Genomic DNA, 15,856 nt, shown 5'->3' with positions numbered 1-15,856 from the left:
GAGCAAATGCATGCTTTTACACAGCTTTAAGAAAAGCGCGTCATCGGCGATAATTACCCCTTTCTTCTTCATCGCGGAGTGTTGATGAGCGATTTGCAGCCCTTTCCCCAGACGCGCAAGCGCCCCATGAAACTGAACACGCTGGTCACGTTGATGGTGTGCGAGATCATCGCCTCTGTGCTGCTGCTGGTCTTTGCGCTCTATTCAGTGCAGATCACCCGGGCAACCCGCGATGACGTCAAGGATACGGCGCTGGGCATTGCCCGAACACTGGCGAACAGCCCGGAGATCCAGCGTGGCCTGATGCAACCGCCGCAGGCCGATATCATCCAGCCCATCGCCCAGGGCGTTACAAAACGCAACGACCTGCTGCTGACCGTGGTCACCGACATGCGCGGTATTCGCTATTCGCACCCGAACGAAGCGCTGATTGGCCTTCATTTCATCGGCGACGATCTGAACCCGGCGCTGGAAGGGAAAGAGAACGTCTCCGTCAACCGGGGCGCGCTCGCGGAAGCCCTTCGCGTATTTACGCCCGTGTATGACAGCCAGCACGAGCAGATCGGCGTGGTGGTGGTCGGCATCTCGCTAAAAAAAGTGGAAGACCAGATCGCCCGCGGGCGACTCAACGCCGTCTGGACTATTTTGTTCAGTATCTTTATGAGCTCCATGGCGATCTGGGGACTGGTTCGCGTTCTGAAACGCATCCTGTTCGGGCTGGAGCCGTATGAAATCTCCGCGCTGTTTGAACAACGTCAGGCGATGCTGCAGTCGCTGCGCGAAGGAGTGTTAGCGGTCGATATTCATGGCCGCGTGACGATGATAAACCACACCGCCAGAGAGATATTGCTCCTGCCCTCCGGCAAGCAGACCGAAAACGCCAGCGCGCCCCTGCTGGCCAGCCTGCGTGAGGTGTCAAAGACGGGCATCGCGCGTCAGGATCAGGAGATCAGCTGCAACGGCCGGCTGCTGCTGTGCAACATGGTGCCGGTGAAAAGTCAGGAGCGAGTGATAGGCGCCATCACCACCTTCCGCGACAAAACCGAAATCAGCCAGCTGATGCAGCGCATCGACGGCATGGTGAATTACGTCGACGCCCTGCGCGCCCACACGCACGAGTTTATGAACAAACTGCACGTGATCCTGGGCCTGCTGCATATCAAGCGCTACGACAAACTGGAAGAGTACATCCTGCAGACCGCGCACAATTATCAGACGGACATTGGCACCATCCAGAGCAAGGTGAAATCCCCGGTGATTGCCGGGTTCCTGCTGGGTAAAATCAACCGGGCGAAAGAAGCGGGGATCACCCTCACCCTGGCGGATGAGTGCCAGATACCGGATACCGCCAACGAAGAGCAGGTCGCGGTGCTGGTTACCGTGCTCGGTAACTTGATTGAAAACGCGCTGGACGCGATGGAGGGCCAGCCGGAAGGCGAAATCACCCTGCTGCTGCACTATCAGAATGGCTGGCTCAGCTGTGAAGTCAGCGATGACGGCCCGGGAATTGATCCCGCCCAGCTGGAGACTATTTTTACTAAAGGCTTCTCAACAAAAGGTGAAAACCGGGGCGTTGGGCTGTTCCTTGCCCGCCAGCAAATTCAGAACCTGGGCGGTGATATCACCGTCGAATCTGAACCTGGCGTATTTACCCAATTTTTTGTTCACATCCCCTGGGATAGCGAGAGGAATATCGCGTGATAAATGTATTAATTGTCGATGATGACGCCATGGTAGCCGACCTCAACCGTCTGTATGTTAACCGTGTTGAAGGCTTTAGCTGCTGCGGCGTCGCCTCCACGCTGAACCAGGCCGAGGCCATTATTAACAACCCTGCCCAGCCGGTTGATCTGGTGCTGCTGGATGTCTACATGCAGCAGGATAACGGGCTGGATCTGCTGCCGGTGATCCGCGCCTCCGGTCGCCCAATCGATGTCATTATGATCTCTTCGGCTGCGGACGCCGCGACAATCCAGACCTCTATCCATTACGGCGTGGTGGATTATCTGATTAAACCGTTCCAGTTCCCGCGCTTTGAAGAGGCGCTGAACGGCTGGAAGGCAAAGCACAGCCTGATGTGCTCGCACCAGTATTATGAGCAGGCGGACGTCGACAGGCTGATCCACGGCGGCGCGCCGGAGCTGGCAGACAGCAAAAAGCTGCCAAAAGGGTTAACGCCGCAAACGCTGCGCACTATCTGCCAGTGGATTGACGCTCACCCGGAGACCGAGTTTTCCACCGATGACCTGGCCAGTGCAGTGAATATCTCGCGCGTCTCCTGCCGCAAATATCTGATCTGGCTGGCGCAAATCAATATTCTATTCACCAGCATTCACTATGGCGCTACCGGGCGCCCGGTATATCGTTACCGTCTCCAGCCCGAGCAGACGGGCCTGCTCAAACAGTACTGTCAGTAATGCGATAGCTGTTATCCAGCAAGGTAAAGCGGAAGTGGTGCGCTGAAGAGAGCACCACTTCTTTTGTTTTGGTCACAAAAATCGCTTCAATATCAGGTCGCGCGCGCAGCACCGCGCAGCCTTTCTCCACGCCCATGCCGTACATCAGCGTGGTCCAGATATCCCCGTCGATGGAATCGTTTGAAATGATGGTCACGCTGTCCAGTTCGTTATCAAGCGGATACCCGGTACGCGGGTCAAGGATATGGTGGTAGCGCCTGCCGTTTTGTTCAAAGTAGCGTTCATAGGTTCCCGACGTCACCACGGAGCGGTTCTCTACCGTCATCGCGCCGATCAGCTCATCACCCGCAAACGGTTTTTTAAGCCCCACGCTCCAGCCCCCCTCCGGCGAGCCCAGCGTCTGGATATTGCCCCCAAGGTTGATCAGCCCGAGTTCAGCGCCCTCTTTGCGCAGATAATCCCGCACCCTGTCGGCGATATAGCCTTTGGCGATGGCGCCCAGGTCGATCTCCATCCCTTTTTGGGTCAAAAAGACGCTACTGCTGGCCTCGTCCAGCACCACATCCTCAGGACGGGTAATCGCCAGCAAGGCGGCGATGTCTTCGGCGGGCGGCACGCTGTCGCCGCGAAAGCCGATTTTCCACCGTTTCACCAGCGGGCCAATCGCCAGGTTAAACGCGCTGTCCTTGAGCAGGCTCGCCGCTTTTGCGCAGCGGATCAGCTCGAACACCGGACGGCTGACGCTGACGGGCCGCTGCCCCGCCGCATGGTTGATTTCCATAACTTCAGAGTGCGCGCGGTTAACGGTAAGCAGATCTTCGTACTGTTTGATCAGGCGAAACACGCGGGAGGCGAGGGCTTCGTCATGGGAAAAGAGTTTGAGGAGAATGGGCGATCCCATCAGGACGGCGGAATAACTGTAAACGCGATGGTCATCAGGCATAGCATGAGTCCTCAGATGTAGCCCCGGCAAGCACCGCGCCGCCGGGGAAAATGCCGGATAACGCTGCGCGTATCCGGCATACAACACAGGGGTCTTACTGCTTTTTCGAACGCATAGCCGCCTGATGTCCTGCAAGCGTACCAAAAATAATGATATCTGCCACCGCGTTACCGCCGATACGGTTACCGCCGTGGATCCCGCCGACCACTTCACCGGCCGCAAACGCCCCTGGCAGCACGTTGTGGTTGCTGTCCAGCACGCAGGTTTCGGTGTTGATGGTCACGCCGCCCATGGTGTGGTGCACGCCCGGCGCAATCTGAATGGCGTAGAACGGCCCTTCGTTGATGGGCGCACGCAGCGCGGTGGTACGGCCAAAATCATCGTCATGCTGTTTTTCAACAAAGCCGTTGTAGCGCTCAAGGGTCGCCAGGAAAGCGTGGTAATCCATTCCCAGCGCCTCGGCCAGGGCTTTTGGCGAGCTGGCGCTGGTCACAAAGCCTTTGGCGATGTACTCATCCGCCGCTTTGTTTTTGGCACGAACGTGCTCGTCAAAGACGATATACGCGTATTTCTCCGGCAGTGCGATGATTGACGCCGAGACTTTATCGCGAGTTTCCATTTCATTGAAGAAACGGTTCCCCTGCTGGTTCACCAGAATCGCTCCGCCGCCGCGAATGGATTCGGAAATCAGGTACGAGGTTTTCTGCTCAACGGTTGGGTGGATCTGGATCTCGCCCATATCGACCGTACCGGCACCGATGCGTTCCAGCAGCGCGATACCTCCGCCGGTTGCCCCTTTGTGGTTGGTGGTGACAAAACCTTCCAGGTCAGGGCGGTATTTCACCACCATCTGGCTGTTGGCGCTGAAGCCACCGGTGGCGACAATGACGCTTTTAGTGGTCACGGTGAGGGTTTCGTTCTCTTCTGTGGTCAGACGCACGCCGGTGACTTCGCCGTTTTCGAACAGGATGTCGCTGACAGACGTATCAAGCATTACGTCGATGTTGCGTTTGTTGACGTTACGCACCAGGCCGCTGATCAGATAGCCGCCTACCGCAGAGCCGTCTTTTGGACGGTGCGTACGGTCAATGCTCATCCCGCCGGTGGTGGTGATGTCATTCAGCATAATGCCGCGGGTTGCCAGCCATTCAATCGCCTGCGGCGCATTCTCCACGAAGCGGCGCAGCAGTTCCGGGTTGTTCTTGTTACCGCCCCCTTTCAGGCTCTCCTGGTAGAACAGCTCTTTGCTGTCCTGGATCCCTTTCACCCGCTGGAAGCGCGCCTCGGCGGCATTCATCCCGGCAGAAGCTTTGATGGTGTTCCCGCCGATGGTTGGCATCTTCTCAACAATCAGCACGCTCGCGCCTTCATCGTGGGCCTGAATGGCTGCGGCCAGACCGGCACCGCCGCTACCCACTACCACCACATCCACACTGCGGATCGCGTTCGGGTCAGCGCCCTCTTCTGCCGCCAGCGCTTTGCTGGATTTCAGCATCGCTTTAGAGACCGCTTTTTTCACCGCTTCACTCTGGCTGGTTGCACCCGTGATGGCATCCACGTGCGGGGTGTTGGCGTCCAGAATGCGGGTGCGGATCTCTTCAAAGCTGGTGACAAACTCAACGTCTTCGCTCGGGCCAGACGCCAGCGCAATATCGGCGATGCGATCGGTTTCCAGGCTGACGTTGATTACCAGTTCGTTAACATCGTCCTGCACCTTCTCAGTGAACATGCCTGGTTTGAATTTTGATTCGCCCATGCTCATATCGCGGATCATCGCTTCCACCAGCGAGAAGCGCCACAGTGGTTCAGGAATGCTCAGATCTTCGCGTTTGGTGCTGTCCATAAACAGCTCCAGACTTTCACCGGCCGCGATCCGGTCAGTCCAGTCCGGGTAAGCGATGGTAGCGCGCCCCACGGCAATCAGGTCGTAACCGCTATCCAGCGCCTCGTTAACGTCTGCAGCATTCACCACGCCGCCGACACCCATCACCGGAACCTGAGCCAGGGTTTCAGAACGCATGGCGCAATATTTTTTGATGAGCGGGGTTGGGTCCTGCGTGTCGACAATGGAAGGACGCAGGGTCGCCCCCACGGAGAAGTGCAGATAATCCACACCGCGTGCCGCCAGTTTTTCCAGCAGGTACATGGTGTCTTCAAAGCGGATGCCCGGGACTTCCAGCTCTTCAGGGGAGAAACGGTAGCCAATAATGAACGCATCGTCCGCGTACTGGCGCACCATTTTGTGCGTGATATCCAGCACCGCCAGCGGGAATTTAGCGCGGTTATCGCGGCTGCCGCCCCACTCGTCGTCGCGCTGGTTAGAGTTCGGGGAGTAGAACTGCTGAATCAGGTAGGTATTTGCGCCGTGAATTTCAACCCCGTCGAAACCGGCCTGGATAGCGCGGCGTACGGCTTCACCAAACTTGCCGATCATGCCTTCCACTTCTTCACCGGTCAGGGCAACCGGCGTGGCGGCCCCGTCACGCGGCGCGGCAACGGCGCTTGGGCCAACCGGCGTGCGGCCACCGATCAGTTTTGGATCGACCATACGGCCGCCGTGGTAGATCTGCAGCAGGGCTTTCGAGCCTTTGGATTTAATGGCGTCCGCGATTTTCGCCAGCCCGGCGATTTTCTCGTCGTTATCGATACCAATCGCGCCGGGGAACGCAAGGCCGAGATCATCGATAAAGCAGCATTCAACAATAATGGTACCAATGCTGCCGGAACGGGCCCGATAGTACTCCACCAGCTCGCTGGTGACCGTGCCGTCGTAATAGCCGGTACAGGTGGTCATGGGTGCCATTAACAAACGGTTTTTCAGTTCGGTGCCATTCGGTAATGTGAAGGGGCTCAGAATACGTTCGTTAGTGCTCATAATTGAAACTCCAAACTTTAAAAATTAAGAATTCGTTATCGGATTGATTTTTTATTTCGTCGTTATTTGCCGATGTCATGATATTAATATAATGATTTTTTTAGTTTCTAAAGTTATTACGTTAGTTAAAAAACTATTTAATCCCTGCGATAACACAAATAACACATTGGTGTTAGCGATTGTAATTTAGCCATTCACAATAATTTAAAATTCGTTAAATAACCAATGGTAAGACCGTTCCCCCAAAAACCAATCAAATCTATACAAATCAATCAGATAAAAATTATCAAAATTCGGTATTGTTACAGAAATGATAAATTGAACTCATAATATGCGTAATACCCACATACGCCAGAGTGGTTATTAATAAAAGCATAAAAATAACGCTGCAATTCTCTTTTTTTGATCGCGATCAATAGTTATGGCATCCAAAAGCGCAATATAAAAACATCATCAATTTTTAATTTAGCGCAAACCAAAATGCGTTAAATCGCTATTACTGAAAATACAAATCAGCACCTTTAATAACTAAAAAAAGCAAAGAAACTTAAGAAAGCAATTTTGTTTTTCAGTGCGACCGAATTTTTGACAACTTAAGACGTGAAACTATGAATACAAAAACTGCTGTAACGCCCCCTGTGGCGAACCAGGCATCAAATGGGAAAGCAAAACGACTGCTGATGATGGCATTGCCCGTCATCGTCGCCGTCCTGCTGCTGTTTGTTCCGGTACCAGAAGGACTGCCGCCTTATGCTTGGCACTACTTCGCGATCTTTGTCGGCGTGATCGTCGGCTTAATCTTCGAACCGCTGCCGGGCGCGGTGATCGGTCTGACTGGCGTGGTGGCGATTGCGCTGTGCAGCCAGTGGGTGCTGTTCAGCCCTGAACAGCTGGCCGACCCGAAATTCAAGCTGGCGGGTGCCTCCTTTAAGTGGGCGGTCAGCGGGTTTGGTAACTCGACTGTGTGGCTGATCTTCGGTGCCTTCATGTTCGCCGCGGGCTATGATAAAACCCGCTTCGGCCGCCGTCTGGCGCTGATTCTGGTGAAATATCTCGGCCGTCGCAGCCTGACGCTCGGTTATGCCATCACCTTCGCGGACCTGCTGCTGGCACCGTTTACGCCGTCCAACACCGCACGTAGCGGCGGGACCATCTACCCGATCATCGCTAACCTGCCGCCGCTGTATGGCTCAAAACCAAACGACCCAAGCGCGCGTAAAATTGGTTCGTACCTGATGTGGGTGGCGATCACCGCGGCCTGTATCACCAGCTCGATGTTCCTCTCCGCCCTTGCGCCGAACCTGCTGGCACTGGCGCTGGTGAAAAGCACGGTAGGGATTGATATCTCCTGGGGTACCTGGTTCCTCGCCTTCCTGCCGCTGGGCATTCTGCTGATTCTGACCATGCCGCTGCTGGCCTACTGGTTCTACCCACCAGAAGTCAAAGTGAATAATGAAGTACCGCTGTGGGCAACCCGTGAACTGGAAAAACTGGGCAAACTGTCCCGCAATGAAATTCTGCTGCTGGTGTTCGTATGCTGTGCGCTGCTGATGTGGATCTTCGCCGCCGCGTGGATTGAACCAGCCATGGCTGCCCTGCTGATTGTGGGTCTGATGCTGTGGACCGGCGTGCTGGAGTGGAACGATATCACCGGAAATAAAGCCGCGTGGAATACCTTCGTCTGGTTCGCCACCCTGGTCGCGCTGGCAGATGGCCTCTCCTCTACCGGCTTTATCAGCTGGCTGGGTAAAGAGGGCGGTCTGTTAATGAGCGGTATCTCGCCGGGCGTTGCCACCATCGTACTGCTGCTGGCGTTCTACCTGCTGCACTACCTGTTTGCCAGCACCACCGCGCACACCACCGCGCTGCTGCCGGCGATGCTGACCATCGCCTCCACCATTCCGGGCATGAATATGGAAGTCTTCGTCCTGCTGATGGTGACCTCGCTGGGTGTGATGGGGATCATCACCCCGTACGGTACCGGCCCAAGCCCGATTTACTACGGTAGTGGCTACCTGCCAACCAAAGACTACTGGCGCCTGGGCACTATCTTCGGTGCCATCTTCCTGGCGGCCCTGCTGCTGATTGGTTATCCGTGGATGTCCATGATGTTCTGATTCCTGACCGCCGGACTTCTCCTCCGGCGGTTTTATTTTTCTGGAGCAAGCTATGTCAAACAAACCGTTTTTTTATCAAAACCCCTTCCCACTCGCGCACGACGACACCGAATACTATCTGCTGACCAAAGAGCACGTCTCCGTTGCCGAGTTCGACGGTCAGGAAGTCCTGAAAGTCGAGCCAGAGGCGCTGACGCTGCTGGCGCAGCAGGCGTTCCACGATGCTGCGTTTATGCTGCGTCCTTCCCATCAGAAGCAGGTCGCCGCCATTCTTAACGACCCGGAAGCGAGCCAGAACGATAAGTACGTTGCCCTGCAGTTCCTGCGTAACTCTGAAATCGCCGCTAAAGGCGTGCTGCCAACCTGCCAGGATACCGGCACGGCGATCATCATGGGTAAAAAAGGCCAGCGCGTCTGGACCGGCGGTGGCGATGAAGCCGCGCTGAGTCAGGGGGTGTACAACACCTACATCGAAGACAACCTGCGCTACTCCCAGAACGCGGCGCTGGATATGTATAAAGAGGTGAACACCGGCACCAACCTGCCTGCGCAGATCGATCTCTACAGCGTCGACGGCGACGAGTACAAATTCCTCTGCATGGCGAAAGGCGGCGGTTCAGCCAACAAAACCTACCTCTATCAGGAAACCAAAGCGCTGATCACTCCGGCGAAGCTGAAAAACTATCTGGTGGAGAAAATGCGCACCCTGGGTACCGCGGCCTGTCCGCCATACCATATTGCCTTCGTGATTGGCGGAACCTCCGCGGAAGCGACACTGAAAACGGTGAAGCTGGCCTCCACCCGCTACTACGACGCCCTGCCCACCGAGGGGAACGAACACGGCCAGGCGTTCCGCGATGTTCAGCTCGAACAGGAACTGCTCCAGGAAGCGCAGAACCTGGGTCTGGGTGCGCAGTTTGGTGGTAAATACTTCGCTCACGATATCCGCGTGATCCGCCTGCCGCGCCACGGTGCCTCCTGCCCAATCGGCATGGGTGTCTCCTGCTCCGCAGACCGTAACATCAAAGCGAAAATCAACCGCGACGGGATCTGGATTGAAAAACTGGAACACAACCCGGGTCAGTACATTCCTGAATCGCTGCACCAGCAGGGCGAAGGTGACGTGGTCAGCATCAACCTCAACAAGCCGATGAACGAGATCCTGGCGCAGCTTTCCGCGTACCCGGTCTCTACCCGCCTGTCGCTGAACGGCACCATCATCGTGGCGCGTGATATCGCCCACGCGAAGCTGAAAGAGCTGCTCGACAACGGCGAGGAACTGCCGCAGTACGTTAAAGACCATCCGATTTACTACGCGGGCCCGGCCAAAACACCGGAAGGTTATGCCTCCGGCTCCCTCGGCCCAACCACTGCGGGCCGCATGGACTCGTATGTGGATTTACTGCAGTCCCACGGCGCGAGCATGATCATGCTGGCCAAAGGCAACCGCAGCCAGCAGGTGACGGATGCCTGCCACAAACACGGCGGCTTCTATCTGGGCAGCATCGGCGGCCCGGCGGCGGTACTGGCGCAAAACAGCATCAAGAGCCTGGAGTGCGTGGCGTATCCGGAACTGGGAATGGAAGCCATCTGGAAAATTGAAGTGGAGAACTTCCCGGCGTTTATCCTGGTGGATGACAAAGGTAACGACTTCTTCCAGCATATCCAGAACAAACAGTGCCAGGGATGTTCACAGCGCTGAGCGTTTCCATAGTGCCGGCAGCCGCGACAACGTTTGATTGATCCGTTCACGCTTGTCGCTGCCCGGCTTCCAGATAGTGACCATCGTCTGACTTATCCCCTGGCTGCCCACTTCGGTGGGCAGCCTTTTTACGTTTTTCCACTGCGTCGCATGAAGATGGGTCGGCAAAAAGCCCCAGCCACAGCCCTGCTCCAGCAGGCCGCGCAGCATCTCAATTTCATTAGTGAAAAGGGTATGCCCGGCAATTTGCAGACGACGGGCAACCGGTTCATCTGACGCGGCATGCATAACCACCTGCGGAACCAGAGAGAGATCGAGCAGCGAAACCGGCGTGGCAACCTTCGCAAAAAGCGCGTCTGCGGCGTAAAAATCCATGTCGATGGCTCCCAGAGCCCGCCACTCCATCTCATTACCCACGCTACGGTTGCGCGCCTGGCAGATACCTAAATCCGCCTCTCCGCTCGCCAGCAGGGCTTCGGCCTCGTCACGCGACGCGCTGGTCAGGCTCAGGCGTATTTTTTGTGCCGCCATCTCTGCAATCAGCGCCTGCAGAAAAGCCCGGGGAGTGAACGGATCGTAAACAAGGGCAATGTCCTGCGTCGCGCTGTCCGGCACCGCTCTGGCAAAGGCCTCAAAGGCTTTCACCTGACGCATCAGCAGGTGCGCCTGTCGCTGAAGCTGTTCCCCTTCAGGCGTTAGCCGCACGCTGCGTCCCTCGCGCAGGAACAGGGCATAACCCAGCCCGTCCTCAAGAAAATCGATCAGATCGCGCAGGGTCGTACGGTCTTTACCGAGCTTAATGGCTGCCTTCATCAGGCTGCCGTGCTCTGCCACCGCGGTAAATGCCTCCAGCTGGGCAAATGAATAGACCATCGCCTGCTCTCCCTTCATTCCGTTTTTCGGGGGATTTTCCCCCATAACCCGTTTTTTATTATAGGGCGCGGCTTCTTAAACTGAAGTCCTTCCTGAACCAAACGAGATAAACATGAAAAACAAAACCTTAAACCGCAGCCTGCTCGCCGCACTGGTGGTCAGCAGCCTCTTATCCCCTGCCGTTATGGCTGCCTGTCACGGCACCGACCTCAACCAGTGCCCCGCACCGTTTGACGCAACCCTTCCCGACACGCACAGCATGCTCACCTGGAGTCAGGCGGATCGTGTGGTGGGCTTTCGTAACGACTACCGCAACTACGCGGGCGATGTTTTCCGCCACGGAAAGGCCACGCCGCTGCTGGCAGCGGAGAAACCGCTTACCGACGCCCGCTATCAGGTTAATGGCAAGACCTATACCCTCCAGGATTACGTGAAGCGCCAGAACGTCAGCGGCATGCTGGTGCTGAAGGACGGCAAAATAGCGTGGAAATATCTGGGTGAAGGCAATACCGATTCCACGCTCTGGACATCACGTTCGGTGGGGAAATCCGTGGTCTCTGCGCTGGTCGGGGTCGCCCTTAAAGAGGGCAAAATCCACTCCCTTGACGATCTTATCACCCGCTACGAACCCGATTTAAAAGGCACGGCGTGGGATGGCGTGACGCTGAGACAGCTGATCACTCATACCTCGGGCGTGGCGTGGAACGAAGACTACACCAACCCACAGTCTGATTTCGCGCAGCTCACCGAATGCGAAGCGAAGCCGGGCACCTACGACTGCGTGCGTAAGCTGGTGAAGGGGTTACATCGGGAACACCCCGCCGGAGAGAACTGGTCCTATTCATCGGGTGGCGCGTGGCTGCTGGGTGACGTGCTGGAGCGCGCCACCGGTATGACGCTGGCGGCGTACCTGGAGAAAAGCATCTGGCAGCCGTACGGGATGGCGAACGACGGCGTATGGCATGCCTACCGTAAAGGCCAGCACGATGTCGGCGCGCACGGCTTTAACGCCACGCTGGAAGACTGGGGCCGCTTCGGCGAATTTATCCTGCATAACGGTACGCTCCCTTCGGGCAAACAGATCCTGCCTGACGGCTGGGTAAAAGAGTCGTCAGACTGGACGCAGGCGAAAGGTTCCGTCTCAGACGCGCATCCGAAAGGGTTGTACGGCTATCAGTGGTGGAATAACGAGGTGCCCGCCACGGCAACAGACGTTAAGCCCGCGCCAGAGGATTCCCTGAAAGATTCACTCTGGGCGCTGGGGATTTTTGGCCAGATGATTATGGTGAATCAAAAGGAAAACCTGGTGATCGTCCAGTGGTCCACCTGGTCGCAGGCGGAGCCGTCTTTCAGCGCCCAGCCGCTGGAAGCGTCGCTGATGTTTAGCGCGATTGCGCAGGCGCTGCGCTGAATAGAGCGCTCTGCCAGTTTTGCCCGGCGGCGCTACGCTTGCACGGGCCTACAAAATTCACAGGTCGGGTAAGCGAAGCGCCACCCGACAAGAGCAGCGGCTACTCTGCCCTTCTGCGCGATATCACAAAATAGCGATATCAGCCACTTAGCGAATTATGGTGAATGAAAAATCAATGAATTGTTAAGTTATTGTTAGGTATGTAAATCCCGGTCAACGTCCTGTCATTGATGTGCAGTACGCATCAGTCCATGCGTGATTTGCGCTTATTAATTTCCGTTTAATGCGCCAGTTTTCAGAAACAGACGGACAACACGTCAATAAAAAACTGGAGACGACCATGATTTCCTCAACCCCACCTGCAACCGTTCGCGCAAGAGCGGGCGCGATACTTCGCGTCACCTCGGGCAATTTCCTTGAGCAATTCGACTTCTTCCTGTTCGGGTTCTATGCCACCTACATCGCGCATACCTTCTTCCCGGCGAGCAGTGAGTTTGCCTCGCTGATGATGACCTTCACCGTCTTCGGCGCTGGCTTCTTAATGCGCCCCATTGGCGCGATTGTCCTCGGGGCTTACATCGACAAGGTGGGTCGCCGTAAAGGGTTAATCACCACCCTGTCGATTATGGCGGCCGGAACCTTCCTGATTGTGCTGATCCCCTCTTATGAGAGCATCGGCCTGTGGGCGCCACTGCTGGTGCTGGCTGGACGCTTGCTGCAGGGCTTTTCCGCCGGGGCGGAGCTTGGCGGGGTGTCGGTCTACCTGGCTGAAATTGCCACGCCGGGTCGCAAAGGCTTCTTTACCAGCTGGCAATCCGGCAGCCAGCAGGTGGCGATTATGGTGGCCGCCGCAATGGGCTTTGCGCTGAACGCGATGCTGGAAGAGAGCGCCATCCGTGAATGGGGCTGGCGGATCCCGTTCCTGTTCGGCTGCCTGATTGTGCCGTTTATCTTCTTCCTGCGCCGCAAGCTGGAAGAGACCGAAGAGTTTCGCACCCGCCGTCACACGCTGGCGATGCGTCAGGTCTTTACCACCCTACTGGCGAACTGGCCGGTTGTAGTCGCGGGCATGCTGATGGTCGCCATGACCACCACCGCGTTCTACCTGATCACCGTCTATGCGCCTACCTTCGGCAAAAAAGTGTTAATGCTCAGCGCCTCCGACAGCCTGCTGGTGACGCTGCTGGTGGCCATCTCCAACTTTATCTGGCTGCCGGTGGGCGGAGCCCTGTCGGACCGCTTCGGCCGTAAACCGGTGCTGGTTGCCATGACGCTGCTGGCGCTGGCAACCAGCTATCCGGCCCTGACGCTGCTGGCGCAGGCACCGAGCTTCTCCATGATGCTGAGCGTATTGCTGTGGCTCTCCTTCCTCTATGGCCTCTATAACGGCGCGATGATCCCGGCGCTGACGGAGATCATGCCGGTTGAAGTGCGTGTTGCCGGTTTCTCACTGGCGTATAGCCTTGCTACCGCGATCTTCGGCGGGTTTACACCGGTCATTTCAACGGCCCTGATTGAGTACACCGGCGATAAAGCCTCCCCGGGCTACTGGATGAGCTTCGCGGCGATCTGCGCGTTGCTGGCAACGCTTTATCTCTACCGTCGCAGCGCGATGCGTCTGCAAGTACAGAGAGGATAATATGCGCACATTTGTACGTTCAGGCCTGACCGGGCTGGTAATACTGGCGACCAGCGCAGGCGCGCTGGCCCAGGAGGTGACGGTCATGATTTCAGGCGGTTTTAAGGCCGCGCTGGAAAAACTCGCCCCCCAGTATGAAGCCCGGACGGGCGACCATATCGTGCTGATCCCGGGGCCGTCAATGGGACAGACGCCACAGGCGATCCCCAACCGGCTGGCGCGCGGTGAAAAAGCAGACGTGGTGATTATGGTGGGTGATGCACTGGCGCACCTGGCGAAGGACCGGATGGTCAAAGAAGGTTCGCGCGTTGAGCTGGCGGATTCGCCCATCGGCGTAGTGGTGAAAGCCGGCTCGCCGGTACCGGATATCGCAACGGATAGCGCGCTAAAACAGACCCTGCTTAAGGCCAGCGCCATCGCCTATTCCGACAGCGCCAGCGGCCGGTATGTGCAAACAGAACTGTTCAAAAAGCTGGGGATTGAAGCACAGGTAGAGGGCAAAGCGCATAAGGTGGAGCGCATCCCGGTCGCCTCTGAGGTGGCAAAAGGGAAATACGCCGTGGGTTTCCAGCAGGTCAGCGAGCTGTTACCCGTGCCCGGCGTAACCTTTGTCGGCAAACTGCCGGATAACCTGCAGTACATAACCCGTTTTGCCGGCGCGGTCACCGCTCACGCGGAGCATCCTTCCGGGGGTAAAGCGCTGCTGGATTATCTCGCATCAGCAAACGCGCAGGAGTCCATCACCGCCACCGGGATGATCCCCGTCACTCCGCCGCGCGATAACGTGCAGTAATGAGCGTTTCAAGCTCAGCGGCAATCCACGACTGAATACGCCCGCTGCGCCGGATCAGCCCGACAGTGCGTTTGACCTCGGGCTCGGTCAGCGGAATGTGCGTCAGGAAGGAGTGCTCAGAGTGCGGCATTGACATGGCGGGGACGGCAGCAATACCAATCCCCGCCTCCACCATTCCCAGCATCGTGGTGACGTGGCGCGTCTCGCAGATCCCCGGGCGCTCCGGCTTAATATGGCCGAGCATCTGATCGAGCAGATTCCGGTTCCCCGATGTAATGTCCAGGCTGATGTAATCCTGCTGATAAAACGTCTGCCAGGTCAGACTCTTGCGTCCCGCCAGCGGATGATCGCGACGACACGCGGCGACGTATACATCCTCCACCAGCGGAATAAAGGTGAGATCTGGCTGCAGGCTCCTCGCAAAACAGATGCCAAAATCCGCCTGCCCGCTGGCCACCGCGTCAATGACATTGCCCGCGCTGCTGTCGATAAGCTTGATGCGCACGCGCGGATAGCGGCGATGAAACTGGCGGATCACCTCCGGCATAAAATGGCAGGCCGCCGAAGGCACGGTGGCAACGGTAATTAGCCCGGTGCGCTCCTCGCTCACCTTGTCGATATCCGCCAGCATCGTTTCCACATTTTCCAGAAGCTGCCCGCAGCGGTCGGCAAAGGTCTGCCCGAAGAGCGTCAGCGTCACGCGCCGGGTGGTTCTGTCGAACAGTTTCGCGCCGACGGCGGTCTCCAGCTTTTCAATGCGGCGGCTTAAGGCGGACTGGGAGAGGCAGATAGATTCCGCGGCAATACGGAAGTTACCGTACTCCACCAGCGCTCGGAAGGCATAAAGATCGTTGAGGTCGAAATTGACGGGCATAGATTCTGGCAATCCTTAGCGCTTTCTGGAAACTCGAATATTCATAATAGCGACTTATGAATCAGAGAGGTACTAGCACCGCTTCAGGACAATAAGCAAATATCCGTGGAGAAGGTGCAGTTGATCGACGCGCTCGGGGAAATCAAACGTCGATAAACGCCCTGTGCCACCCGTTGTGCCATGTTTTCCGCTGGGGATCGTCTCAATGGGAT

11 protein-coding genes are annotated in these 15,856 nt (G+C 56.8%); 7 read left to right on the top strand and 4 right to left on the bottom strand.

The annotated features are described in order from the left end of the window. Nucleotides 1-84 precede the first annotated feature (84 nt). Nucleotides 85-1,701 (top strand): sensor histidine kinase, encoded by a 1,617-nt coding sequence (locus ACOTZF_RS08205; protein ID WP_129317744.1) that lies wholly within the window; start codon nt 85-87, stop codon nt 1,699-1,701. Next, entirely contained in the window at nt 1,698-2,417 is a 720-nt protein-coding gene (gene dcuR, locus ACOTZF_RS08200; protein WP_129252283.1) for a two-component system response regulator DcuR, read from the top strand. Before ACOTZF_RS08205 ends, dcuR begins: the two co-directional genes overlap by 4 nt. Here dcuR and ACOTZF_RS08195 read toward each other — a convergent pair. Continuing rightward, nucleotides 2,398-3,360 carry an FAD:protein FMN transferase gene (locus ACOTZF_RS08195; protein ID WP_038979668.1) on the bottom strand — a complete coding sequence of 321 codons (963 nt, stop codon included), beginning with the start codon at nt 3,358-3,360 and terminating at the stop codon, nt 2,398-2,400. The genes dcuR and ACOTZF_RS08195 overlap by 20 nt on opposite strands. A gap of 94 nt (nt 3,361-3,454) precedes the next feature. Further along, on the bottom strand, nt 3,455-6,235 hold the full coding sequence (locus tag ACOTZF_RS08190; RefSeq protein ID WP_129317742.1) for a flavocytochrome c: 2,781 nt from the start codon (nt 6,233-6,235) through the stop codon (nt 3,455-3,457). A 608-nt stretch (nt 6,236-6,843) separates the two neighbouring features. Between ACOTZF_RS08190 and ACOTZF_RS08185 the strand changes: the two genes are divergently transcribed. After that, nucleotides 6,844-8,352, top strand: a complete 1,509-nt coding sequence (locus ACOTZF_RS08185; RefSeq protein ID WP_013097758.1) for an anion permease — start codon at nt 6,844-6,846, stop codon at nt 8,350-8,352. A 52-nt stretch (nt 8,353-8,404) separates the two neighbouring features. Continuing rightward, the gene (gene fumA / locus ACOTZF_RS08180; protein WP_129252277.1) at nt 8,405-10,054 is read left to right on the top strand and encodes a class I fumarate hydratase FumA; all 1,650 of its coding nucleotides are present in this window, start codon (nt 8,405-8,407) and stop codon (nt 10,052-10,054) included. On the opposite strand, the gene ACOTZF_RS08175 is transcribed toward fumA, so the two are convergent. Next, nucleotides 10,043-10,945, bottom strand: a complete 903-nt coding sequence (locus ACOTZF_RS08175) for a LysR family transcriptional regulator (protein ID WP_040020097.1) — start codon at nt 10,943-10,945, stop codon at nt 10,043-10,045. The genes fumA and ACOTZF_RS08175 overlap by 12 nt on opposite strands. Nucleotides 10,946-11,039: 94 nt before the next feature. Between ACOTZF_RS08175 and ACOTZF_RS08170 the strand changes: the two genes are divergently transcribed. The 3 genes from ACOTZF_RS08170 (at nt 11,040) to ACOTZF_RS08160 (ending at nt 14,770) form a co-directional block, all read left to right on the top strand. Beyond that, nucleotides 11,040-12,338 (top strand): serine hydrolase domain-containing protein, encoded by a 1,299-nt coding sequence (locus ACOTZF_RS08170; RefSeq protein ID WP_129252275.1) that lies wholly within the window; start codon nt 11,040-11,042, stop codon nt 12,336-12,338. Between the two features lie 340 nt (nt 12,339-12,678). After that, nucleotides 12,679-13,977, top strand: a complete 1,299-nt coding sequence (locus ACOTZF_RS08165; protein WP_421636070.1) for an MFS transporter — start codon at nt 12,679-12,681, stop codon at nt 13,975-13,977. 1 nt (nt 13,978) lies between these two features. Then, nucleotides 13,979-14,770: a substrate-binding domain-containing protein gene (locus ACOTZF_RS08160; protein WP_310824850.1), complete on the top strand. Its 792-nt coding sequence runs from the start codon at nt 13,979-13,981 to the stop codon at nt 14,768-14,770. Here ACOTZF_RS08160 and ACOTZF_RS08155 read toward each other — a convergent pair. Continuing rightward, nucleotides 14,742-15,644 carry a LysR family transcriptional regulator gene (locus ACOTZF_RS08155; RefSeq protein ID WP_062934721.1) on the bottom strand — a complete coding sequence of 301 codons (903 nt, stop codon included), beginning with the start codon at nt 15,642-15,644 and terminating at the stop codon, nt 14,742-14,744. The genes ACOTZF_RS08160 and ACOTZF_RS08155 overlap by 29 nt on opposite strands. Between the last annotated feature and the right edge of the window lie 212 nt (nt 15,645-15,856).

Origin of the sequence: Enterobacter cloacae complex sp. SHL021 (assembly GCF_049237765.1) — a bacterium.
In the GTDB taxonomy this organism is placed as follows: Bacteria; Pseudomonadota; Gammaproteobacteria; order Enterobacterales; family Enterobacteriaceae; genus Enterobacter; species Enterobacter cloacae.
Note: the sequence above shows the minus strand (reverse complement) of the source record. Positions and strands in the feature narration are given on the sequence as shown.